29 protein-coding genes are annotated in these 22748 nt (G+C 61.5%); 14 read left to right on the plus strand and 15 right to left on the minus strand.

Annotated elements, in window-relative coordinates:
* Positions 1-192 precede the first annotated feature (192 nt).
* Positions 193-1188, minus strand: coding sequence for a sensor histidine kinase (locus MOV76_RS10400; protein WP_247264479.1), 996 nt, complete (start codon positions 1186-1188; stop codon positions 193-195).
* 193 nt (positions 1189-1381) lie between these two features.
* Positions 1382-2176, minus strand: a complete 795-nt coding sequence (locus MOV76_RS10405; RefSeq protein WP_018243259.1) for a response regulator — start codon at positions 2174-2176, stop codon at positions 1382-1384.
* 256 nt (positions 2177-2432) lie between these two features.
* Between MOV76_RS10405 and MOV76_RS10410 the strand changes: the two genes are divergently transcribed.
* Complete coding sequence (locus MOV76_RS10410; protein ID WP_024319398.1) at positions 2433-2639, plus strand: NepR family anti-sigma factor; 207 nt, start codon at positions 2433-2435, stop codon at positions 2637-2639.
* Positions 2640-2649: 10 nt separating this feature from the next.
* On the plus strand, positions 2650-3207 hold the full coding sequence (locus MOV76_RS10415) for an RNA polymerase sigma factor (RefSeq protein WP_003542247.1): 558 nt from the start codon (positions 2650-2652) through the stop codon (positions 3205-3207).
* 651 nt (positions 3208-3858) lie between these two features.
* Here MOV76_RS10415 and MOV76_RS10420 read toward each other — a convergent pair.
* The 7 genes from MOV76_RS10420 to hemP form a co-directional block, all read right to left on the minus strand.
* Entirely contained in the window at positions 3859-4260 is a 402-nt protein-coding gene (locus MOV76_RS10420; RefSeq protein WP_028733291.1) for a hypothetical protein, read from the minus strand.
* A 9-nt stretch (positions 4261-4269) separates the two neighbouring features.
* Positions 4270-4614 (minus strand): DUF883 family protein, encoded by a 345-nt coding sequence (locus MOV76_RS10425; RefSeq protein ID WP_018243255.1) that lies wholly within the window; start codon positions 4612-4614, stop codon positions 4270-4272.
* 147 nt (positions 4615-4761) lie between these two features.
* Positions 4762-5556: a heme ABC transporter ATP-binding protein gene (locus MOV76_RS10430; protein ID WP_247264467.1), complete on the minus strand. Its 795-nt coding sequence runs from the start codon at positions 5554-5556 to the stop codon at positions 4762-4764.
* Between the two features lie 37 nt (positions 5557-5593).
* Positions 5594-6706 carry an iron ABC transporter permease gene (locus MOV76_RS10435; protein WP_247264468.1) on the minus strand — a complete coding sequence of 371 codons (1113 nt, stop codon included), beginning with the start codon at positions 6704-6706 and terminating at the stop codon, positions 5594-5596.
* A 2-nt stretch (positions 6707-6708) separates the two neighbouring features.
* Complete coding sequence (locus MOV76_RS10440; protein WP_247264469.1) at positions 6709-7638, minus strand: hemin ABC transporter substrate-binding protein; 930 nt, start codon at positions 7636-7638, stop codon at positions 6709-6711.
* An 11-nt stretch (positions 7639-7649) separates the two neighbouring features.
* A complete protein-coding gene (locus MOV76_RS10445) occupies positions 7650-8699 on the minus strand; it encodes a hemin-degrading factor (protein ID WP_247264470.1) in 1050 nt (349 codons plus the stop codon).
* Between the two features lie 8 nt (positions 8700-8707).
* Positions 8708-8890 carry a hemin uptake protein HemP gene (hemP, locus tag MOV76_RS10450; protein ID WP_247264471.1) on the minus strand — a complete coding sequence of 61 codons (183 nt, stop codon included), beginning with the start codon at positions 8888-8890 and terminating at the stop codon, positions 8708-8710.
* A 176-nt stretch (positions 8891-9066) separates the two neighbouring features.
* Between hemP and MOV76_RS10455 the strand changes: the two genes are divergently transcribed.
* The 6 genes from MOV76_RS10455 to MOV76_RS10480 all read left to right on the plus strand — a co-directional run bounded on the left by MOV76_RS10455 (position 9067) and on the right by MOV76_RS10480 (position 12360).
* Positions 9067-9489: a hypothetical protein gene (locus MOV76_RS10455; RefSeq protein ID WP_047619083.1), complete on the plus strand. Its 423-nt coding sequence runs from the start codon at positions 9067-9069 to the stop codon at positions 9487-9489.
* A gap of 55 nt (positions 9490-9544) precedes the next feature.
* Positions 9545-10888 (plus strand): energy transducer TonB, encoded by a 1344-nt coding sequence (locus MOV76_RS10460; protein ID WP_247264472.1) that lies wholly within the window; start codon positions 9545-9547, stop codon positions 10886-10888.
* Positions 10889-10995: 107 nt separating this feature from the next.
* Positions 10996-11403, plus strand: a complete 408-nt coding sequence (locus MOV76_RS10465) for a DUF2325 domain-containing protein (RefSeq protein ID WP_018243248.1) — start codon at positions 10996-10998, stop codon at positions 11401-11403.
* On the plus strand, positions 11400-11693 hold the full coding sequence (locus MOV76_RS10470; protein WP_247264473.1) for a hypothetical protein: 294 nt from the start codon (positions 11400-11402) through the stop codon (positions 11691-11693). Before MOV76_RS10465 ends, MOV76_RS10470 begins: the two co-directional genes overlap by 4 nt.
* Complete coding sequence (locus tag MOV76_RS10475) at positions 11678-11992, plus strand: antibiotic biosynthesis monooxygenase (protein WP_017994942.1); 315 nt, start codon at positions 11678-11680, stop codon at positions 11990-11992. The genes MOV76_RS10470 and MOV76_RS10475 overlap by 16 nt, the downstream gene beginning before the upstream one ends.
* Positions 11989-12360 (plus strand): VOC family protein, encoded by a 372-nt coding sequence (locus MOV76_RS10480; protein WP_247264474.1) that lies wholly within the window; start codon positions 11989-11991, stop codon positions 12358-12360. The genes MOV76_RS10475 and MOV76_RS10480 overlap by 4 nt, the downstream gene beginning before the upstream one ends.
* A gap of 95 nt (positions 12361-12455) precedes the next feature.
* Here MOV76_RS10480 and MOV76_RS10485 read toward each other — a convergent pair whose 3' ends face one another.
* Both MOV76_RS10485 and MOV76_RS10490 read right to left on the minus strand, forming a co-directional pair.
* Positions 12456-12827 (minus strand): DUF423 domain-containing protein, encoded by a 372-nt coding sequence (locus MOV76_RS10485; protein ID WP_130717590.1) that lies wholly within the window; start codon positions 12825-12827, stop codon positions 12456-12458.
* On the minus strand, positions 12824-13234 hold the full coding sequence (locus MOV76_RS10490; protein WP_130718913.1) for a group II truncated hemoglobin: 411 nt from the start codon (positions 13232-13234) through the stop codon (positions 12824-12826). The genes MOV76_RS10485 and MOV76_RS10490 overlap by 4 nt, the downstream gene beginning before the upstream one ends.
* Positions 13235-13399: 165 nt before the next feature.
* Here MOV76_RS10490 and MOV76_RS10495 point away from each other — a divergent pair, with 165 nt between their 5' ends.
* The 6 genes from MOV76_RS10495 (at position 13400) to MOV76_RS10520 (ending at position 18323) form a co-directional block, all read left to right on the plus strand.
* Positions 13400-13963: a TetR/AcrR family transcriptional regulator gene (locus MOV76_RS10495; RefSeq protein WP_130717588.1), complete on the plus strand. Its 564-nt coding sequence runs from the start codon at positions 13400-13402 to the stop codon at positions 13961-13963.
* 17 nt (positions 13964-13980) lie between these two features.
* Entirely contained in the window at positions 13981-14322 is a 342-nt protein-coding gene (locus tag MOV76_RS10500) for an SMR family transporter (RefSeq protein WP_018243243.1), read from the plus strand.
* 191 nt (positions 14323-14513) lie between these two features.
* The gene (locus MOV76_RS10505; RefSeq protein WP_018243242.1) at positions 14514-15299 is read left to right on the plus strand and encodes a ThuA domain-containing protein; all 786 of its coding nucleotides are present in this window, start codon (positions 14514-14516) and stop codon (positions 15297-15299) included.
* A gap of 9 nt (positions 15300-15308) precedes the next feature.
* Positions 15309-16352 carry a Gfo/Idh/MocA family protein gene (locus MOV76_RS10510; RefSeq protein WP_018073767.1) on the plus strand — a complete coding sequence of 348 codons (1044 nt, stop codon included), beginning with the start codon at positions 15309-15311 and terminating at the stop codon, positions 16350-16352.
* A 101-nt stretch (positions 16353-16453) separates the two neighbouring features.
* A complete protein-coding gene (locus tag MOV76_RS10515; RefSeq protein WP_247264480.1) occupies positions 16454-17989 on the plus strand; it encodes a winged helix-turn-helix domain-containing tetratricopeptide repeat protein in 1536 nt (511 codons plus the stop codon).
* Positions 17990-18086: 97 nt separating this feature from the next.
* Positions 18087-18323 (plus strand): hypothetical protein, encoded by a 237-nt coding sequence (locus MOV76_RS10520; protein WP_018243240.1) that lies wholly within the window; start codon positions 18087-18089, stop codon positions 18321-18323.
* Here the strand turns inward: MOV76_RS10520 and MOV76_RS10525 are convergent, their stop codons facing one another.
* From MOV76_RS10525 to MOV76_RS10540, 4 genes are all read right to left on the minus strand, one after another.
* Positions 18324-18719, minus strand: coding sequence for a DUF1236 domain-containing protein (locus MOV76_RS10525; protein ID WP_018243239.1), 396 nt, complete (start codon positions 18717-18719; stop codon positions 18324-18326).
* Positions 18720-18849: 130 nt separating this feature from the next.
* Positions 18850-19959, minus strand: coding sequence for an ABC transporter permease (locus MOV76_RS10530; protein WP_018243238.1), 1110 nt, complete (start codon positions 19957-19959; stop codon positions 18850-18852).
* Between the two features lies 1 nt (position 19960).
* Positions 19961-21088 (minus strand): ABC transporter permease, encoded by a 1128-nt coding sequence (locus tag MOV76_RS10535; protein ID WP_247264476.1) that lies wholly within the window; start codon positions 21086-21088, stop codon positions 19961-19963.
* Positions 21085-22748, minus strand: a 1664-nt coding sequence (locus MOV76_RS10540; protein ID WP_247264477.1) for an ATP-binding cassette domain-containing protein, incomplete at its 5' end; no start/stop codon positions are given. The genes MOV76_RS10535 and MOV76_RS10540, both read right to left, overlap by 4 nt.

The following is a 22748-nucleotide window of genomic DNA, read 5'->3' on the forward strand; positions in this document are numbered from 1 at the left end:
TTTTTGGATGGCAGGGAACCAAAGTTTGATGTCGTCGTTATTGCGATATCCGGATGGTGATCGCATCGACCCAACATGCGCGCCCCCAACCCACTATCCGGACGTACTCACGGTCCCCTCCCGGTGAGTGAAGACAGCCGGTGCGCCGCCCTCGCACCGGCTGTTTTTCGTTCTCGATTGTCTCCAGGGCTTTCACACTCGCTTGAAGATCTCGAATTCGGTTTCCGGAATGGTCAGACGATATTCAATGCGGCCGGGAACGAGGTTCAACTCCGCCTTGCCATTGACCGACGATGGCACGACACGCTCCAGCACGGTGCGGCCGAAGCTGTTGTCGCTGAATTCGTGGACCTCCGACTGATCGTGCAGAATTTCCGCCCAGGCGACTTCGATTGCCTTCCTGTCGTTGATCATGGCTTCGCGGCAATTCAGCGTGATGGAGGCGGCGCCGCCTGATATCGCGCCAAAGGAGGCGGAGTTGACGATGAGTTCGTGGAGGGCGAGCCCGAGATGCACGGCGGCATTCGGTGTCAGGTGGGCGTTGATGCCATAGATCGGCATGGAGCCGGCCGTCTCCGGCCAATAGGGGGCGAACTGCTTTTCGGCGAGTTCGAAGAGGTAGGCGCCGCGCCAGCTGGAATCCGTGATCAGGTCCTGCGAGTTGGAAAGTGATTGCAGCCGTCCGCGGAACTTGAGGAGGAAGCTGTCGAGAGAGAGCGTGTTGCGCGCCGTCTGCGTGGCAATGCCCTGGATGATGGCGAGAAGATTCTTCGAGCGGTGCGAGAGTTCGCGCAGCAGCGATTTCAGAACTTTTTCGCGATGCCGGCTTTCGGTGACTTCAGTCATGACGGACAGAAGTCCATGTACGCCGCGTTCGCCGGTGCGCTGGATCTTCAGTTCATACGTGCGCCTTTCGCCGTCGACGTCGATCTCAACTTCGGCATTGTTGGGGATGCCGGTTTCCAGCACCTTGTGTTTCAGCGCGGTCAGATATCGCCCATGGGCGTCGCCGAAAAGGGCGGCGTCGCTGCCGCCGGGCATAAAGAGCGCTGCGAAATGCGGCGGCAGATTTTCGGCGTAGAAGATCGACAGCCGGGCGTCTTGGCAGAGGATCGAAATCCCGGCGCTGCCGAGCGCGCGTTCCATCATTGCGGCTTTGCCCTCGAAGGTGAAAGGCATGCCGGACAATGGTTCAGTCGTATTCACGCGGCCGCCTTTCCTTGTGACATCTTGAACGTCGCTGAAGGGAGCGCCCTTACAGACACCGCCTGCCAACTCTAGAACAAAGCGCTGCAAAAAACCGTTAAAGCCACCGGAGCGTCCCGGTAGCACCGCAACGCCTGCTTTGGCGATTTGGTTCCGAAGGCCGGAAAATTGCGTCTCAGGCGGCTACTCTGGTCGATTCATTGAAGAAAAGCGCTTGGCTGATCAGTGCCTTGACCATGTCGGGATTGAAGGGCTTGGTGACAAGGAAAGTCGGTTCCGGGCGCTCGCCGGTCAGAAGCCGTTCCGGGAAAGCTGTGATGAAGATCACCGGCACGCTCGACGTCTTGAGGATGTCGTTGACTGCGTCGATACCGGAGCTGCCGTCGGCAAGCTGGATGTCGGCCAGCACCATGCTCGGCTTGGTCTTGTTGTAGAGCGCCACGGCCTCGGCATGCGTACGAGCAATGCCGGTGACGCGATGGCCGAGGCTCTCGACCATCTGCTCGATATCCATGGCGATCAGCGGTTCGTCCTCGATGATCATGATATCGGTTGCGACCTGACGGGAAATCTCCTGCGACGCCACGTCGAGCAGATGCATGACATCCTGTTCTTCGGTTTCCAGGATTTCGGCGATTTCAGCGACGCGGAAATTCTCTACGGAGGCGAGCAGGAAGGCCTGACGGGCGCGCGGCGAAACCTTGGCAAGGTTCAGCGTGGCGCGTTGCTCCCAGGCATAGGGCGAGGTCGGCTCTGGAATCTGGACTGCGGTGGAACCAAACAGTTGCGTGAACAGTTTGTAGAGTGCGACCCGGTCATTCGCCGTATCCGGGAAAATCGACAGATCGGCGATGATGGCTTCGAGAACGGCGGCGACGTAAGCGTCGCCCGAAGTCTGAGTGCCGGTAAGGGCGCGGGAATAGCGGCGCAGATAAGGAAGGTGCGGCGCAATCCGAGTAGAAAGTGTCATTCATGGCTCCTGCATACAGGCCGGCATTGGCTTCAATGAGCGGTTAACGCCGCCTTGGTAAAAAAGTTCCGGAATGGCAGGAACTTTTTTCGTCGCGCCGCATTATTCCAGCCGACGAAGAAAGGGCGTAGCGTTTTGACCCATGCAGCGGCAAATACCAGCGACATCGACAATCGAACGTTCGATGTCGATGGTTGAAATTGTGATTGATCCCATCCACGCCCCGCGAACAGACAACCGGCGAGAAGACGAATTGATGACTACACGCAAGAAAGAAGCAGCCGATCAGCGAAAGCTGGAGCTGCGGGCAAGCGACATCTTGGACCCGAACAATCAGATCGGCGTCAGGCTGAGGTCGCTTTATGCGGCCGCACAGGATGAGGCGATCCCCGATCGTTTTCTCGACCTTCTCGAAAAGCTCGACCATGCTGAAATGATGGCTTCTGCCAAGATGGCCGAATAGGATCGCCCGCATGGAAGATAAATCGCAACCCAGCTTCAAGCGGGAATTGCTGGCGGCACTCCCAAGTCTTCGCGCTTTCGCAATCTCGCTCATCGGGCGGCACGACCGTGCCGACGATCTCGTCCAGGACACCATCATGAAAGCCTGGGCCAAACAGGATCATTTCGAGATGGGCACCAATATGAAGGCCTGGCTCTTTACGATCCTGCGCAACGAACTCTACAGCCAGATGCGCAAGAGCGGCCGCGAAGTGCAGGACAGCGACGGGCTGTTCACTGAATCGATGGCGATGCACCCCTCGCAATATGGCGCTCTCGATCTGCAGGACTTCAAGAAGGCGCTCGACCAGCTGCCGCCGGATCAACGCGAGGCGATCATCCTCGTCGGCGCCTCGGGTTTTTCCTACGAGGAGGCGGCCGAAATCTGTGGCTGTGCCGTGGGCACCATCAAGAGCCGCGTCAACCGGGCCCGCCAGCGGCTGCAGGAGTTGCTGCAGATATCAGGCGAGGCTGATTTTGGCCCCGACGCCACCTCGGCGCCGCTAACGTCGAAGGCCTTCGCGTTCTGACAAGAGTTATATTTGGGAGGAAAGCCGGTCGCCCCCCGGGGCGCCGGCTTTTTTTGCGTTGAAGGGTGGGGAGAAGGACGGGCTCCACGGGATGGGACGGCCATTCGAGGCACTACCTCTCATCCTCATTCCTGTGCTTGTCACAGGAATCCAGTGCGCCCAAGTCCTTGGGCGCGAAGACTCTTTCCATTTGGTATTGGTTCACTCACGGCGCGGACGCGCCGTGGCTGGACTCCTGTGACGGGCACAGGAATGAGGGAGGATGGGCTGACCGTCCTTGCCTAATTTTTCATTGGCGCACGAGGAGGTGGTTGCGATGATCGCTGCCAGTACCGGCGTTCATGAGCGCTTGTCCACGAATTCTTAAACCGCAGACAACGTTGCATGGCCTATACCCACTCAAGATAAAACTCTCCCGAGGGGCTGGCAATCGGTCTTGAGAGCAGCTATCCCGCTCTGGCCTGCCCCAGACTCCTCCGGCCTGATGCTCAACGGCCGAAGCATGAGTGGACTTCGCGCGCCGCTCCGGACACCAGGAACTGAAGGCTGGAGAGATGGGATGAACCGTTAAAGCATCCATCCCATACCATTGAGTGGCCTTCTCCCTGGTTTTGGTGAAAGGGTTAGGGTGGGGCGGCCTGGTCCCAACCATCAATCGTCGCGCTTCGAGCCCACCAGATTGGCTGCGACGATTGCTGCCAGAACACCGGCGGTCAGGAGCGGCTGGGCGCGGATCAGGCCGAGCCCGACCGTTGCCAGCGATTCCACCGCAGCACGGCGTTCACGGGCGCGGCGTGCTTCCCGGGTGTTGATGATCGACATCGCGACCAGGGCGATGATGGCGATCAGCAGCGCGCAGGCGGCCAGGAAGAGGGCAGCCCCGACTGGGCCGTAGACGCCGGCGAGCCAGATGGCGCCGGCGGTGACGGCCAGCGCGTAGGCGGTGAGAAGGAAGAGCACGGCAAGCGCAATGAAGATGCTATTGCGCTTGGCGCGCGCAACGGTCCGGTGCACGCTTGCGCCCGTCAGCAGGCTGAGGATCGAAAACAGCATCGCGCTTCCTCAGCGCCGGGCGAGGAAGGCGATGGCAAGGCCGAAAGCAGCTGCGGCGCCGATGGTTGCCAGCGGATGCTTGCGTACGGTATCGCGCATTTCCGTCGCGCCGCGCTCATAGCCGTGCTGCAATTCGCGCAGCAGATCCTCGCTGCGGCCAAGCAGTTCTTCGTAGCCGGCGCCGGCCTGGCTGCGGATTTTCTCGCCTTGGTGGCGCGAGCTCTTGCCGACGAGGCGCGTCAGTTCCGCGAGTTCGTCGCGCAGCGCCTCGATCTGCTCCTCGATGCCGGATTCCAGATTGTGGAAGGTGCCGTTGCGGCGGCTGCGGGCGGACTGGAAGATAGAATAGCTCATGGCTGTCTCCATTGGCTGGGGCGCGCGCAAGCCCGCCTGTTTCGCACGAGGGTCACCACCGTCCGTTGCATGAATGATATCGCCCGGCATTGACCCAGATCATGCCAAAAACGTGCCGGACGATCAAAAGTTCCGCCGGAGCAGTGCTCAGGGGCGGGAAGCGGCACTGTGGGCGAGCACGAAGGGCGTACCGTCGGCCGGCACCTGGTTGATGCGCAGCGCGCAACCGAACACCGAGAGCATCGTTTCGTCCGTCAGCACCTCAACGATGCTGCCGGCGGCCGCGAGCCGGCCGGATTTCATCAGCACCATGCGGTCGGCAAAGAGCGCCGTCAGGTTGAGATCGTGCATGACGGCGATGACACCGCCGCCGCGTTCGCAGAAATTGCGCGCGAGCGTCATGATGGTCAACTGGTGGCTGATGTCGAGGCTCGAGACCGGTTCGTCGAGCAGTAGCCAGCAGGGCTTGCCGTCGACGACGGGCTCGGCGATCTGGCAGAGAACGCGGGCAAGCTGCACACGCTGCTGCTCGCCGCCGGAGAGCTCCTGATAGAAACGGCCTTCGAAGCCGGTCAAGTCGACGGAGGCTAGTGCTGCGGCGGCCGTCTGCTCGGCCTTGTCGGGATGCAGGTTGAGGCCTGATGTCAGGCCCATGCGGACGATCTCGCGCACGGTAAACGGAAAGGAGATGGTGCTCGCCTGCGGCAGCACACCACGAATGGCGGCAAGCTGCCAGGGTTTCAGCCCCTTCACCTCGTCGCCGCCGATGCGCACCGAGCCGCCATAGGCAAGTTCGCCGGAGATGGCTTTCATCGTCGTCGTCTTGCCGGAGCCGTTCGGCCCGGCAATCGCCGTCAGTTCGCCGGCCTTTGCCGTGAAGGCGACGTCGCTGATGATGGTCTTGCCGGAAAGGCGCACGGAGACGCCGGAAACTTCGATCATCTAAATGTCACTCACGGGGGTCACTCACCGGGGGCGCTCACAGAGCAAGGCGCGAACGCTGCCTCAGCAGGATCCACAGGAAGAATGGGCCGCCGACCGCCGCGGTGATGATGCCGATCGGCAGCTCGGCCGGGGCGACCAGGGTGCGCGCCAGGACATCCGCGAAGATCAGCAGAGAGCCGCCGAGCAGAGCTGCGGCCGGCAGCAGGAAACGGTGGTCGGGGCCGATCGCCATACGCAGGATATGCGGCACGACGATCCCGACGAAACCGATACCGCCGCTGACGGCGACGGACGCGCCGGTCGCCGCGGCGACGCCGACGATCGCGACATTCTTCAGCCGCTGCACCGGCACGCCCATATGAAAGGCGGCCGCCTCGCCGAGCGTGATGGCATTGAGGCCGCGGGCCATGAAGGGCAGGGCGGTGAAGGACAACAGGATGATCGGGCTGGCGGCAGCGATCTTCGTCCATGTGGCGCCGGCAAGCGAGCCCATGCTCCAGAAGGTCAAGTCGCGCAGCTGCTGGTCGTTGGCCATGTAGATCAGCAAGCCTGTTATGGCGAGGGCGAGCGCACCGAGCGCGATGCCGGCAAGCAGCATTGTCGCCACCGAGGTCTGGCCATGACGGGTGGCGATCCTGTAGAGCAGCAGCGTCGTGACGAGGCCGCCGCCGAAGGCGGCCGCCGGCAGAGCGTAGATGCCGAGAAGCGCCTGGAGCGGAGCTGCAAGGCCGCTGCCGAGCACGATCATCGCCACCGCGCCGAGGCTTGCGCCGGAGGAGACGCCGACCAGGCCGGGATCGGCCAGCGGATTGCGGAACAGGCCCTGCATCACCGTGCCGGAGACGGCCAGCGAGGCGCCGATCAGGAAGCCAAGGATCGCCCTGGGCAGGCGGATATCGACGATAATGATCCGGTCACGCGTGCTGAGCGCCGTCTCAGAGCCGGCCATGTTGCTGATGACGTCGAGGATCGAGGCATCCGAGGCGCCTGTCGTCACCGAAAACAGCATCGAAAAGACCGAGCCGGCGACGAGCAGCGCGATCGCCAGCAAGGCGAGCCGCGTCCTGTCGCCCGCCTGCCTGATTTCGCCGATGTCCGCCATCGGGAATGGTCGCCTTCGTTCCGCCATGGCTTGCGGCAGGGCCATGATCAGCCCCCGTAGATCGCCGAGTTGAGCTCACGTGCGGCGGCTGCGGTGCGCGGGCCGAAGCCGAGCAGGTAGACGCCGTCCATTCGGATGATCGCTTTTTTCTCGCCAGCCGGCGTCAGCGCGATCGCCGGCTGAGCCAGCAAGTCCTCGTTCTTGGTGCCGGCGCCATCGCCGCGGTTCATCATCAGGATGATGTCGGGCTTGGCTTCGATGATCGCCTCGTCCGTCAGCGGCTTATAGCCCGGGAATGCGCCGACGGCGTTGATGGCGCCGGCGAGCTTGACGATCCCATCGGCGGCTGTGCCGGTGCCCGATGCCATGATCCGGCCGTTCTGGGCGCTGAGGATGAAGAGAACGCGCTTGCGCTCGGCCTCTGGGCGATTTTCCGCATCGGCGATCGCCGCGTCGAGATCGGCCGCGACCTTTTCTTCAAGTGCCTTCGCCTTGTCGGCCACGCCAAGCAGCGTGCCGACACGGTCGATCTTGGCGATGATACCGTCGCGGGTAAAGGCGCTCGGCACGGTTTCGAAGGGCACGCTGGCATTCTTCAGCACGGTCAGCGCCTCCTGCGGGCCTGAACCGTCGACGGCGATGATCGCCGTCGGGTTCATGGCGAGGATGCCTTCCGGCGAGAGCGCGCGCATGTAGCCGACGTTGGGCAGCTTCAATGCCGCCTCCGGATACATGCTCGTCGTGTCGCGGGCAATCAGCCGGCTTTCTTCGCCGAGCGCATAGACGATCTCGGTGATGTCGCCACCGACCGAAACCAGGCGCGAGGTGTCGAGCTTCTTTTCCTCAGCATGGGCGGCGCGGACGAAGGCGAAGCCTTCGATTGGCTGTGCCGTCGGGACCAACGGCAGCGCCATGACGGCCGCCGTCAGGGCCAGTTCCCAAGGGCTGATCCGGCGCAGATTGTTACGCATCGTCATCGTTGCGATCCTTATGCGGCCACGCTTGCTGCCCGCGGCAGGTTTTCCATGATCTCGCGCCATGCGGCGCGTTCGTCGGAACCTTCCTGCCGCTTGCCGAAGAACTGGATGATCATCTCGCCTTCTGCGTTGTAAGCCTCCAGCGAGGTGACGTGGCCGTCCGTGGTCGGCTTGCGCACGGCCCAGGTCTCGGCGATGTGATCCTGGCGCAGATGCAGGTGGAAAGTCGGGTCCATGATATTGATCCACGGTCCCATCGACTGCACGTTGAAGATCGGGCCGGAATGGATCTGGACGATGCCGTCATTGGCGACAAAGCACATGATCGGCAGGCCAGATTTCACAGAGGCATGCATCATCTCTGCCGTTGCGCTGTTGTCGAGCCTCCAGGCATAGTCGTCGCCGACAGTGCGCACCGCCGCCTGGCGGCCGATCTTCAGGCGCTTCAGCATGCCGAAGAACTGATGCGTATCGGTGAGCTTGCTCCAGTTGTCGCGCAGTTCGTCGCGGCTGAGGTCGGCAGTATCATCGGCGGCGTTCGAGGTTTCAGCCTCGACAAATTCCTGCGATTGGTCTTCCAGCTTCAACTCGGCGACGATCGCGTGATAGGCCTCGACATTCGAGCTCGGGCGCAGGTGCACCTTGTGCACGGCGTTGCCTGTTTTGTCGAAATATTGCAGGCTGAGGCGCTCCTGGTCGCCATCCTTCTTGGATACGGCGAAACCATGCTCCCAGCGGCTCGGGAAGATGCGCAGGTCGATATTCTCGCCGAGAACGATCGCGGCCTGCGCACCGCTCTTGATGTTTTCGAAGACACCGATCTTCTCGTGCACGGCACTTTCGTTGCGCGACAGCGCCATCACTTCGCCGAGGCCGGCCACGCGTTCGAGAAGCTTCAGTGCGCTGCCATCGATGCGGGTCACGCTGATGCCGGTTTCGGCGGCGACGAGGGCTGCCTCGGAAATCTTCAGCTGCGCGGCGATATCGCGCTCGCGCATTTTCGGATTCTCGGCGCGAAACGCACGGATTTCGGCTGGCGCCGGTCTTGTCTGTTCGGTCATGTCCTACCCTACTTATTGAGAATGAGCTTGCCCTGACGGGTGATCTTCAGGCGATAGACCAAGCCGTCGTGTCTAATCATGATCTCGTTCGTGCCGCGGAAGAGATCCGCGCTTTCGACGATCCGGTGCTGCGCCGCAGGCTCGCTCTCCAGCGGCACGTGCTTAAAGTTATCTGGCTTTTCAACCATCATTTCAGTTGGCAATTCCGTGAGACCGGTGATCAGGGTCCCCGGTTGTGATGACAATTATCTTGACTTTCTTACTCATAGTTTTTTAAAGACGCAATAGGAGACTAATACAGTCAAGTTTTTGAGATTGCTGATATGAAGCCGCCTGGCGGCGGTTCGCGACAACGGCGGAGAAGATGATGACGGTTAGGTTTGCGGCTGTTGCAGCCGGCATGGTGATGGCGGTTTCAAGCGTATGCCAGGCGCAGGATGCGGCAACCGCCAAACTGGATGTCGAACTCAACGCTTTGGCGCCGTCGCAAAAGGGCTGCATGATGACCTTCGTCGCCGAGAACAATCTTCAGGCGCCGATCAACAAGATCTCCTTCGAGCTCGCTTTCTTCAACGACAAGAATGCCGTCGACCGCATCACCGTGCTCGACTTCCGCGATCTGCCGCAGGGCAAGAAGCGCGTGCGCCAGTTCGATATGCCGAATGTGAAGTGCGAAACGGTCACGCGCATCATCATCAACGACACGCCGGTCTGCGACGGCCCGGCGACGGGCGAATGCATGAAGGGTCTCGTCACCCGTTCACAGATTTCCGTTCCCTTCGAGGGCTAAGAATACGCCGGGAATGAATCCCGGCGGGCATGGTCAGACTGTCCGAGGCATACAAATGGCAATTTCAGCGAAGTCCAGATCGAGACAGGTGCTCATCGCGGAGCCGGACGCTGACGGCAGTCTGAACGACAATAACATGCATCCCGGCCACGAGCTTTCCGACCTGCGCAATGTGCAGCGGCAGCCGGCTGGCGAGGCGGTGGTCCACTATGCGCGTTTCGCGCAGATACCCTCCTTTCCCGATCATCCGGAAGCCGAGCCGATAGCCTCCGTTCCTGCGCCGCCGATGGATGCGGCGGTGGAAAAGCAGGAGGACGAGAAAGCGCCGGTGCGGCGACGGATGGCGCTGACTTGTATTGGTTCGTTCTTTTTTCATGCAGGTCTGGTGGTTGCTCTTAGCGTGTTCATGCCGACGCCGCCGAACGAAGCGATTGAAGATGCTGGTGAGGCTGTCAGCGTCGTCGTGTATGGCGACTCTGACGTTGACCAGACATCGGCCGGCGATCCAGAGTTGGAGCGCCAGCCCGAGCAAGTTGCCTCTGAGGAGGTTGAGCCGGATACAGTTCAATCGGAGGAGGCCACCGAACTAGATGCCACGACCGTGCCGCCGGAGCAGGCCCAGCCGGTCGAAACTGAAACGATGGAGACCGTTCAGTCGGTGCAGGAAGTTACGCGGGTTTCCCCTGAGGCCGTTGTTGCCGCCGAGCCAGAGGTGCTTGTCTCCGAGAGCCCTGCAGAATCTTTCGTCGCTCAGCCGATGGCAACGGCTGTGCCCGAACAGCCCACGCCTGATATCGCGCAGGCAACAGTACCGGAAGAAGTAGTGCCAACGGCTGTCCAGCCCACCGCAGTTCCGCCGGAAGAAGTAAAGCCTGTCGAGACTGTCGAAGTCTCGCCGGAACCTGAAGACAAGCCGGTGCCAAAACCGAAGCCGAAGGCTGAAAAACCGAAACCGGTTGAAAAGAAGCAGTCTCAGAAGAGGGCCAAGCCTGCTGGTGGGGAAGAGGGCTCAGATCGTGAGGACTCGACGAGAGGCGTGGTCAACGGCCAGCACGGGCCGCAAACTGACGGCACGTCAACCACGACAGGCGGAACTGATGGTATGGGAAGTGCTGCCGTAGCCAACTACCCTGGTAAGATACAGAAGCGGATCCGTCGCGCTGTTCGCGTGCCTGATGAATACAAAAACAAGAGCGGCGGTATGACGGTAAGGATTCAATTGACGATTAACGGAACAGGCAGGGTAGCGTCGGTTTCTGTTGCTCGCAGTTCGGGTATTGCAGAGTTGGATAAAGCTGTTCTGGATGGTGTGCGGCGCGCGGCGCCGTTTCCGCCGCTGCCCTCGGGGTGGGGTAAGCCTAGCTGGACTTTCGCCCAGGAAGTTCAGGTCACTAGATAATATGATAAAAATAATCAACTTTATACTTTACTCTAAAAATCAAGTTTAATAAGGTCCGCTCGCACACGCAGGAATCGTGTGACGATCAACGAGCGAACGGGTGGTATATGGCTCGCAAGGGCAAGAAGGGTTCGAACCGGGAGGTCCGCGACAGCGCGGGCGAGGACGCCGGTCAGGCATCCCTTGGGCGATCCAAACTGGATGGCCGCAGTTTCCTCTATGTCGGCGGCCGTGACTGCCAGGTGGCGCATCTTCGCCAGATCTGCAGCAATTTCGGCGCCGAGCTCATTCATCACGACGGCGGCTTACGCGAAGCGGTTTCGCGCATCGATACCGTCCTTCCCTCGGTCGACTGCGTGTTCTGCCCGATCGACTGTATCAGCCACGATGCCTGCTTGCGCGTGAAGACCGGCTGCAAGAAGTTCGGCAAGGCCTTCATCCCGCTTCGCAACGGCAGCAAGTCCAGCCTGGAGCGTGCGCTGCAGACGATGAACGAACGAGACAATTCCCGATGAACGACCAGCGCCCCGGCGGCTTCACCATGATCGGCCTGCACAAGCTTGCCGCGCAGACAGGCGAGGGCCTCGTGCCCGAACTCTACGAGCGTTTCCAGCAGCATGCCGAACGCCAGCAGATCTACCAGAATGTGATGTTCTTTCCGACCTGGGAAGCGCGCATGCCCGGAGAGGCGGCGACAAGACCGCTTGGCCCGGCGGCGGCAAACGGCGATAATGTTCTCGCCTTTCCCTCGCGTGCGGCAAGGGCGGGAGGAAGGCGTAAGGAGATTTCATGTATATCGCAATGAACCGCTTCAAGGTTGCAACCGGCAGCGAAGGCGATTTCGAGACGGTCTGGCGCAATCGCGATTCCAGCCTGCCCGAGGTGCCCGGTTTCGTCGAATTCCGCCTGCTGCGCGGCAAGGTCAACGACGAGGAAGGCTACACGCTCTATTCCTCGCACACGGTCTGGAAAAGCGAAGCGGATTTTCAGAACTGGACGAAGTCCGAGAGCTTTCGTGCAGCGCACCGCAATGCCGGCGATCACAAGGCGATCTACAAGGGACCGCCAGTCTTCGAAGGCTTCAACGTCGTCGACGGCATATGAACGAAGGGCCGGATCGCATCGAGGTTCTGCCGGTCCTGCCGTCGCTGGATATCGATGAGACGCTTGCCTTCTACCGCGATGCGCTCGGCTTTACCGAGATCGTCTATCGGGCGGCGGACTATCTCGTCCTGCGGCGCGACAACATGGAGCTGCATTTCTGGCGGACGCAGGATGCCACGCTTTACCAGAACAGCTCCGTCTATCTCCGAGGCGGCGGCATCGGCGCCCTCCACGCGGAATATCGCGAAAAAGGCGTCGAGCGCCTGAGCAATATGGAGGTGCGGCCATGGAACATGGAGGAGTTCTACATCCATGATCCGCACGGCAATCTGCTGCGCTTCGGCCGTGTGCCGCAGCCGCGTGACTAGAGCAACTCCAGCAAAAGTGCGCAGCGGTTTTGGGTCCGGATTGCGAGAAAACAAAACATAGAGAAATTCCCTCGCTCGGGGAAAACGGAAATGCTCTATGCCTTGGCGCGGAAGACAGCGCCTGCCGCAACGGCCAGCCAGCCAAGCATCATCGCCCAGCCGCCGGTTGGCGCGGCATAGGGGAAGAGGCCGGAGCCGGTAAAGCGCAGGGTGACGAGATCGCCCGCAAAAAGCAGCGTTCCGACAATCATCAGGAAACCGGCCAGCCAGGCGGTTCTGAGCCTGGTGTTGCCGAGAGCCAATGCCAGCAGGGCAGGGGCGTGGGCAAGGCACATGGCAGATGCGGATGCCGCAAGATTGGCCTCGCCGCCGCCATGGGCAGCAAGGGCGGCAAGCGCCACGCCGGCTACGCCGAACAGGCCGGCAAAGAGATAGAGCACCGGTTCCGGACGCGCGTTCAAGCTCATGGTTGTTCCTTGTTGTCAGGGGCCCTGTTCTGCATATGGTAGGCGAGCCGTTCCACCGGCGCCCAGATGAGATCGCGCAGCGCTTGGCTTGCGATCGTCTCGTCCAAGGCGCGGCGGAAGCAGAGCAGCCATTCGTCGCGCTCGACAGGGCCGATCTCGGCGACGAAATGGCGGCTGCGCAGGCGCGGATGGCCGCGCTTGTCGGTATAGAGCGGCGGGCCGCCGAGATAACCGCTCATATATTCGTAGAATTTCTCTTCACTGCCCGTAAGGCTCGGCGGATGCACGGCCCGCACGTTTCTCGCCTCCGGCAGCGTGTCCATCAGCTCATAGAAGCGGTGCGTCAGCGCCCGTACGACAGGATCGCCGCCGATCGCCTCATAGAGTGTGGTGATCTTCTCCGTCACGAAACCATCCCATGCCATCCTAATCCCCAGGCCCTTCATGCACCGGGCGGAAAATGATCGCAACTGTCATCAAGGTGCCGCGGCATTTCGCGCATATTGTTGGCAACGCAGGGGGGGTGGCCGATTCTTCTTGACAAAACCGTCCGGACGGTATCTTTATTTCCCATGTCGAACGCTCATCATCGCAAGAAGCAGCCCGTCCTCGTGCGCCAGCAGTTACTGGAGGTCGCCGCGCGCCTTGCTGCCAGCGAAGGCATGGCCGCCGTCACGCTCGATGCGGTTTCCGCCGCGTCCAGCGTCAGCAAGGGCGGGCTGCTGCATCACTTCCCGACGAAGAATGCGCTGCTCGACGCCTTGTTCGAGAGCCTGCTCGAAAAGTTCGACGCCGATATAGAGGAACTGATGCGCGGCGATCCGCTGCCGCAGGGCCGCTTCACCCGCGCCTATCTCAGGGCGGTATCCGGTCTCAAGGATCGTCCCGACGATTCCAGGAATTGGACGCAGGTGACGATCGCGCTTCTTGCCGAACCCCGGTTGCGTCTTCGCTGGCGCCAATGGGTACAGGCGCGGTCGGAGGAATATATCGGCACCGATTCCTCCCTCGACGCACAAGTCGTGCGTTTCGCCGCCGACGGACTTTGGTTCGCAGATACGTTGGAAAGCCATGATATCAACGGCGTTCTGAGGCGGGATCTCATCGATCGCCTTGTCGAACTGACCGGCAAGTAATTCGAAAGGGATTTGCCATGAGCCAGGCCGCCGTCTACGGGCTGCTGTTTGCAGCTATTGTGCTCGAAGTCATTGGCACGACCGCGCTGCAGCTATCGCAGCAGTTCACCCGCATCGGGCCGACGGCACTCGTCGTCGCCTGTTATGCGGCTGCCTTCTATTGCCTGTCGCTGACGCTGAAAAGTATCCCCGTCGGTATCGCCTATGCGATTTGGAGCGCTTTGGGAATCGTGCTGATTTCCTCGGTCGGTCTGGTTTTCTTCAAGCAGCGCCTCGACCTGCCGGCAGTCGTGGGACTCGGGCTGATCATATCGGGCGTTGTGGTCGTCAATCTATTCTCGAAATCCGTTTCGCATTGATATTGCTGTGATATTTGCAGGCCGTTTCTCCGCCTCAGGCCGGTAAATTTTCCCCTTTGTCAAAATACTGACAAAGGTCTATGTGTTCTTTGGACGTGGAGGAGACGAGGCGCAGCCAGCGCCATTTTCCAAAGCGCTTTGAATCCTGCCTTCCCGCCTATCGATACTTCCAGGTTCTACAGGAGCACATCATGGCCATTCGCACCGTCGTCTGGGGAGAGAATATCCACGAGAATACCAATGCCATCGTCCGGGATATTTATCCCGAAGGCATGCACACGACGATCGCCAACGCGTTGAATACCGATTCCGATATCTCGGCGACGACAGCGACGCTGCAGGAGCCGGAACACGGCCTCAGTGAGGCCCGCCTTGCCGAAACCGACGTGCTGACCTGGTGGGGCCACAAGGATCACGGCGCGGTCTCCGACGTCGTCGTCGAGCGTGTTGCCAAGCGCGTCTGGGAAGGCATGGGCCTGCTGGTGTTGCATTCGGGGCATTTCTCCAAGATCTTCAAGCGGCTGATGGGTACGCCCTGCGCGCTGAAATGGCGCGAGGCGGGTGAACGAGAGCGTCTGTGGACGATCAATCAGCGCCATCCGATCGCAGCAGGCATCGGCGAGCATTTCGAGCTCGAGAACGAAGAAATGTACGGCGAGCAGTTCTCGGTGCCGGAGCCGCTCGAAACGGTGTTCATCTCCTGGTTCCAGGGCGGCGAAGTGTTCCGCTCGGGCCTGACGTGGCGCCGTGGCGCCGGCAATATCTTCTATTTCCGCCCCGGCCACGAGACCTATCCGACCTATCACGACGTCAATGTCCAGAAGGTGCTGATCAACGGCGTGAAGTGGGCCTATAACCCTGAGGGGGCGTTGACTGGTATCACCGATGCTCCAAATGTCCCGGTAGAAAAAGCACTGGAGCCGATCGTCGAACGCGGCCCGAAACTGCACCAGGCCGGCGAAGCCGGTTACCGCTGAGGAGCATCCATGCGATTACTCGTTCTTGGCACCGGGGTGATGGCGAAAAACCAACTCGCCCGCTTCCCCCTTATCGACGGCGTGACGGTGGTCGGTGCCGTCGACACCGATCCTGAGCGGCTTTCGGCCTTCGCCGACAAGTTCAACATCGAAAAGCGGTTTCTTTCACTGGAGGAGGCGATCGCCTGGGGTGAATTCGATGCGGCGACGAACGTGACGCCCGACCGCATCCATCACCCGACGACGATGGCTCTGATTGCCGCCGGCAAGCACGTCTTCTGCGAAAAACCGCTGGCGGAGAACTATGCGAAGGCGTTGGAGATGACGGAGGCGGCCGAAAAAGCCGGCGTCATCAACATGGTCAACCTGACTTATCGAAACGTCGCGCCGCTACAGCGCGCCCGTGAGATGGTGCTCGCCGGCGAGCTCGGCACGATCAGGCACGTGGAAGCCTCCTATCTCCAGAGTTGGCTCGTGTCGCGCGCCTGGGGCGACTGGCGCACAGAATCGACCTGGCTCTGGCGGCTTTCCACCGGCCATGGCTCGAACGGCGTGCTCGGCGATGTCGGCATCCATATCCTCGATTTCGCCGCCTATGGTGCGGCGACCGACATCGACCACGTCTTTGCGCGGCTGAAGACCTTTAACAAGGCGCCGGGCGGCCAGATCGGCGAATATCTGCTCGATGCCAATGACAGCTTCACCATGTCTGTCGATTTCGCCAATGGTGCACTCGGCGTCATCCATGCCAGCCGTTGGGCGACAGGGCATCTGAACGAGTTGAAGCTGCGGATTTATGGCGAGAGGGGCAGCCTTGAGGTCATCCATCGTCCCAGCGGTTCCGAGCTGCATGGCTGCCTCGGCGAGGATGTCGAAACCGCCACCTGGACGAAGATCGAGGTTGAACCGGTGGCGACCAACTACGAGCGTTTTGCCGAGGCCGTGGCAAGCGGCATCCAGCCGGATCCGAACTTTCGCCACGCCGCCAACCTGCAGAAGGTGCTCGATCTTGCGATGGTGACCGAGCGCGAGCGGCGCGAGCTGAAGGTCTGATCCTGGTTGACTGACAAGCCGCCGTTCCAACGGCGGCTTTTGCAATGCATCAGCGCGTCGATCCGCTTTCAGTTTGCGAGATTTTCACGCTATGCTTCTGCATGGGCAGCTTGACGCTTTCCTTTGGTCCGTTCCTTTACGATCCCGTGACAGGAAGCCTGTCGCGGGAAGGGAAATCCGTTGCGACGGGACCACGGCCGGCAGCTCTGCTCGGTTTGCTGCTGGAGGCTGAGGGCCGCGTCGTCACCAAGGCGGATCTGATGGACAGGGCCTGGCCGGGGCTTGCCGTGGAGGAAGGCAACCTCACGGTTCAAATTGCCACGCTCAGGAAGATTCTCGGCGCAAGACCCGATGGCACGGAGTGGATCGTCACAGTTCCCAGGGTCGGTTATCGCCTGCCGTGCCGGGACGATGCCGGGATGGCGCCCGTGGCGCCGCAGCCGCCTTCCGTCGCGGTTCTTCCCTTCGTCAATCTCGGTGGCGATGTCGACCAGGATTATTTTGCCGATGGCGTGGTGACGGAGATCATCACCGCCCTTGCGCGCTTCCGCTCCTTTTCGGTCGTCTCGCGCCATTCCGCCTTTATTTACAAGGGACGCAGCATCGATGTGCGACAGCTGGCGGCGGAGCTCGGAGTACGCTACGTGCTCGAAGGCAGCATCCGGCGGGAAGGCGGGCAGGTGCGTATCAATGTGCAGCTGGTCGACGGCGTGACCGCGACCAATCTCTGGGCCGATCATTTTGAAGACGGCATCAGCCACATCTTCGCCTTCCAGGACCATATCACCGAACGCGTCGCCTCGATCGTTGAGCCGGCGATCGAGATCGCCGAAATCCAGAGGTCACGACGTGACCGGCCGAACAGTCCGGCAGTTTACGATCTCTATCTGCGTGCGCTTGCCGCGATCATCGACGAGTCGATCGAAAGTAATGCCGCCGCCTATGCCTTGCTGCAGGAAGCGCTCGCCATGGAGCCGGAAAATGCGATGCTGCTTTCCCATGCCGCATGGGCGCTCGAACATCGCATTACCATGGGTTGGCCGCGGCTCGGGACGGACGATAAGGCGGAATGCATCAGCCTTGCCCGTCGCGGGCTTCAGCATTCGGCCGGCGATCCCCGCGTGATGGCCCATTGCGGCATGGCATTGCTGCAGACGGGCAAGGATTATGAAGGTGGCATGGCCGTGCTGGAGGCCGCCGCTGCCGCCAATCCCAACGATCTTCTGGTCGCGGCCTGCTCCGGCATTGCGGCCTTGCACTGCGGCGATATCGAACATGCGCTCGAGCGACTGCATCGCGCCGTGAAATTGGGACCCCGCGATCCGGATGCGCGTTTTTCGCTGACGGGCATTGCCATGGCCGAAATCTTTCGCGGCAATTACGAGGCGGCAATTTCATACGCCTCTCGTTCGCTGGCGCTCAATGCCCATTTCGACCCGACCTACTGGATGTTGATCGCCGCACATGCGCATCTCGGCAATATGGAGCAGGCGCGCCAGTTCCTCCATGCGCTCGAGGCGATGGCACCTGATGTGACGCTGGAAGGCATTCTGGCGGGTCAGCCGGCCAAGGATCCGCTGCGTTTTGCGCCGGTTCTGGAAGGACTGGCGCGCGCCGGGATGCGGCCGCGGCTATAGGCTTTTGCAAGTTTTTGCAGCTTTTAGTCGGACTTTAAAGACCCAGCCCGTCGCTTCGGCCACGCTGATCCCATCAATCAGGATGGAGGATCGGCTCATGCTTTCCAGCATGCATATTCTGTCGCTCAAACAGGGCAAGCTTTACGGCGACCGAATTCCGATAGAGGCGCTGCCACAGGGGTTTGGAGCCTTTCCTAGGAAAGGCTCCAAGTTGCCACGGCACCTTGTCGTTCTGTTCTCGCTGATCGGCAGGTGGCGCAAGCGCACGAAAAAAGGCCCCGCCGAAGCGGGGCCGGAAGTTGCCGAGCCGCAACAGGCGGCTTCGGTTGCCTGATTATTCTATGACCTGCACCACACGGTGGCTGCGGGGTTCGACAATCACGCGTTGATTGTTGATGACCGTGTAGGCATATTTCGGATTGTCAGGCACCGGCGTCACGACGACGTCTGCCGGAAGCGGCTTGCCAACGACGATCGGTTCCTGGACTACCACGGAGGCGGTCGGGGCCGGCTGCTGCTGGACATAGGTAACGACCTCGCGCGGCGGCGGATCGACAACGGCACCGGCGACACCACCGGCCACGCCGCCAATGGCAGCACCCACGGGGCCGCCGACGATTGCGCCGGTGATGGCACCACCGGCTGCACCGGTCACGGCTCCATCAGCGAGCGCATTGGTTGCAAGTGACGACAGCGCAAGGGCGCTGGAGACAAGTAGGACCTTGTACATTTTGCTTCTCCTTTGCTGGGGTTGCGTTTGGGTAACGACCACGCCAATCCGAGGTTCCAGCAGGAGAGAGTCACGCTTTGGAAGGCCGGTTCACATTATGTGAGGCGGCTGAAGCCGGGGTTGGGAGGCGTTATTCCAGCCGCCGGCGGAAGAGCCAGGCGGCGGCGCTGAGCGTAACGGTGGCGATCAGCGCCAGCGGGATCGTCTGGTTCACCACCTCGCTCAGCGGAATATCCTTGAGGAAGACGCCTTTGACGATCACCAGGAAATAGCGCAGCGGGTTGATCAGGGTCACCGGCTGCAACCACCCCGGCATGTTCTCGATCGGCGTCGCAAAGCCTGAGAGCAGCATGGCCGGAACCATGAAAAGGAAGGCGCCGAGGATCGCTTGCTGTTGCGTCATCGACAGTGCCGAGATGAAGAGGCCAAGGCCGGCGACCGAGCCGAGATAGAAGATCGCGCTGCCGTAAAGCAGGAAGAGCGAGCCGCGCAGCGGCACTTCGAAGAGGAAGACTGCGGCCAGGATATAGACGGTGATGTGGAAGAGGCCGATCATCATCGGCGGGATCAGCTTGCCGATCAGGATCTCGTGGATGCGCAGCGGCGAGACCATCAGCTGGTCGAAGGTGCCGAGTTCGCGTTCGCGGGCGATCGACAGCGCGGTGACGATCAGGCCGATCAGCAGCGCGATGCTGGCGATCAGGTTCGGCACCATGAACCATTGGTAGGTGAGGTTCGGATTGAACCAGTTGCGCGGCACGGTCGACACGATATCGGCGCCGGCGCGTTTGCCGGCCGGGGTCTCGGCAGCGAGCGCTGCACCGATCTGCGAGAGATAGCCCGCGACGATCTGCGAGGCGTTGGAGCGGCGGCCATCAAGCACCATCTGCAGGTCGGCCGGCGCTCCCGCCTCGATATTGCGCGAAAAGTCAGGGCCGATCTCGACGGCGGCAATGGCCGTCTGGTTGTCGATCGCCACGCGGACCTCCGCTTGGCTGGAGGCGATCTCGATCTTCCGGAAAGTCGGCGAGCCATCGATGCGCTCGATCAGTTCCTGGCCCCAGTGGCCGCTGTCGCGGTTGAGGATCAGGACGTCGACATTGCGGACCTCGAGCGTCGCCGCATAGGAGAAAACGAGAAGCTGGACGATCGGCGGGCCGATCAGGATGGCGCGGCCCTTGGGATCGCGCAGGACGGCAAGCAATTCCTTGACGATCAGGGCGTAAAGCCTTGTCCACATCTCAGCCGATCCTTTTTCTGGTGCTGCGGGCGGCAAGCATGAACATGATGGCGCCGATCGTCAGCATGACCGATATCGCCTGCAGGAACATCGGCCAGATGTCGCCGGCGAGGAACACCGTCTGCAGGCTGGAGATCAGGTAACGCGCCGGCACGATGAAGGTGATCCACTGGATCACCACCGGCATGGAATTGATCTCGAAGAGGAAGCCAGACAGCAGGAAGGCCGGGAGGAAGGCCGAGATCAGCGCCAGCTGCGAGGCTAGGAACTGGTTCTTCGTTGCTGTCGAGATCAACAGGCCCTGGCCGAGTGCCGGGATCAGGAAGGCGGCCGACAGTGCGTAAAGGGCGGCGACGGAGCCGCGGAACGGCACGCCGAAGAGGAAGACCGCAAGCAGCACGCAGAGCGTCATCGAGGTGAGGCCGAGCAGGAAATAGGGCAGGATCTTGCCTGCGAGCAGCTCGACCGCCGTCACCGGCGTCGCCATCATCGCCTCCATTGTGCCGCGCTCCCATTCGCGAGCGACGACGAGCGAGGTCAGGAGCGTGCCGACCAGTGTCATGACGATTGCGATCGAGCCCGGCACGAGGAAATTGCGGCTGGTCAGTTCGGGATTGAACCAGAAGCGTTGCTCGACCGAGATGGCAGGACTCTGCACGGCGACGTCCGCCTGCCTCTGCCGCTCCCAGTTGGCGACGGCGCCCTGGGCATAATTCTGCACGAAATTCGCGGTGTTCGGATCGGAGCCGTCGACGATCACCTGGATACCGGGGCGGTTGCCGGCGGTGTAGCGCGTGGTGAAGTCGGCCGGAATGACGACGATGCCGCGCACCTTGCCGAGCACGAGGTCTTCCTCGAACAGACGCCGGTCGCGTCCCATGGCGACATCAAAATAGCGCGAGGCCTGGAAACTGGCCGACAGATCCTGTGTCAGCGGCGTCATCTCCTCGGTCACGAGGCCGATGCGCGTGCGGGTGGTATCGAGCGAGACGCCGTAGCCGAAAAGAAAGAGCAGGATCAGCGGCAGCACGAAGGCGATGAGGATGCTGCTCGGATCGCGGATCGCCTGGAAGCTTTCCTTGCGCACCAGAGCTGAAAGACGCCGAAGCCTGCCGGAAGAGGCGCTCATGCGGCATCCTCCGCTTCCGATTGCTGGACGAGGGCGATGAAGGCATCCTCCATCGTCGGGTCCGGCTGCTCCTTGGTCGCGACCCGGGCCTTCAACTCATCGGGCGAGCCGAGCGCAATCGAGCGGCCGCGGTAGATCAGCGAGATGCGGTCGCAATATTCCGCCTCGTCCATGAAATGGGTGGTGACGAGCACGGTGACGCCCTTTTCGACCAGCGCATTGATATGCGTCCAGAATTCCCGCCGGGTAATCGGGTCGACGCCGGAGGTCGGCTCGTCGAGAAAAAGCGCGCGCGGCTCGTGCATGACGGCGCAGGCAAGCGCCAACCGCTGCTTCAGACCCAGCGGCAGGTCCTTGGCCGGTTGGCCGATATGGCGGTCGAAATCGAAGATGCCGGCCATGAGATCGATGCGCTCGCGCCGGTGTTTTCCGCGAAGCCCATAGACACCAGAGAAGAATTCGAGGTTCTGCATGACTGTGAGATCGCCGTAGAGCGAGAATTTCTGCGCCATATAGCCGAGCTGGTTGCGGGCTTCGGCGGCATCGCGGCGAAGATCGAAACCAGCAACACGGCCTTCGCCGCCGGTCGGCTTCAGCAGGCCACAGAGCATCTTGAAGGTGGTGGACTTGCCGGCGCCGTTCGGACCGAGCAGGCCGAAGATCTCGCCACGGCGGATATCGAAGCTGATGTCATCGGCAGCGGTGAAATCACCGAAGCGCTTGGTCAGTCCCTTGGCCTCGATCACCGGCCGATCGCCATCATCCTTCACTGGCTCCTGCGCCTCTGCCAGCCGCGAGCGGCCGCCGGGACCGCCGCCCAGCATGTCGATGAAGGCATCCTCGAAACGCGGCGTGGCAGGGGCGAGCGTCGCGCCATCGCCGGCCGAACCGATATCCGGTTTCTTATCCTTGGCGGCGACGAGGCGGATCGCCTCGCCCTGGATCACGCCGTCGATGACGCCATCGGCCTGCAGGAGTTCGGCAAGCACCTGCCGGCGGCGGCCGCTGACATCGGATACCCTGAAGACCCGGTCCTTGACGCGCTCGGTCATCTCCATCGGTTTTCCCGAAAAGAGCAGCTTGCCCTGGTTCAAAAGCAGCACGTGATCGCAGGCTTCCGCCTCATCCAGATAGGCGGTCGACCAAAGCACGCCGATGCCCTCTTTCGTCAGGTTCTCAACCATCTTCCAGAGGTCGCGGCGCGAGATCGGGTCGACGCCGACGCCCGGCTCGTCGAGCAGCAGCAGGCGCGGCTTTTTCAGAAGCGCGCAGGCAAGGCCGAGCTTTTGCTTCATGCCGCCGGAAAGTTTTCCAGCCAGCCTGCCGGTGAAACGCTTGAGATCGGTGAAGGTGAGCAGTTCGTCGAAGGCGCTGGCGCGTTCGCTCTTCGGCAGGCCGCGCAGATCGGCATAGAGATCGAGGTTTTCCTGCACCGACAGGTCCTCATAGAGGCCGAAGCGCTGCGGCATGTAGCCGATCGCCGCCTGGATGCCGGCGGCATTCTTCCTGGTGTCAAAGCCGAGAACCTCCATCGTTCCCATGTCGGGCAACATCAGACCGGTCATCAGGCGGATCAGCGTTGTCTTGCCGGCGCCATCAGGGCCGACGAGGCCGGTGATTGCGCCGCCGCCGATCGCGCCGGAGACGGCGTCAAGGGCGG

The organism is Rhizobium sp. PRIMUS64 (assembly GCF_023006465.1).
In the GTDB taxonomy this organism is placed as follows: Bacteria; Pseudomonadota; Alphaproteobacteria; order Rhizobiales; family Rhizobiaceae; genus Rhizobium; species Rhizobium leguminosarum.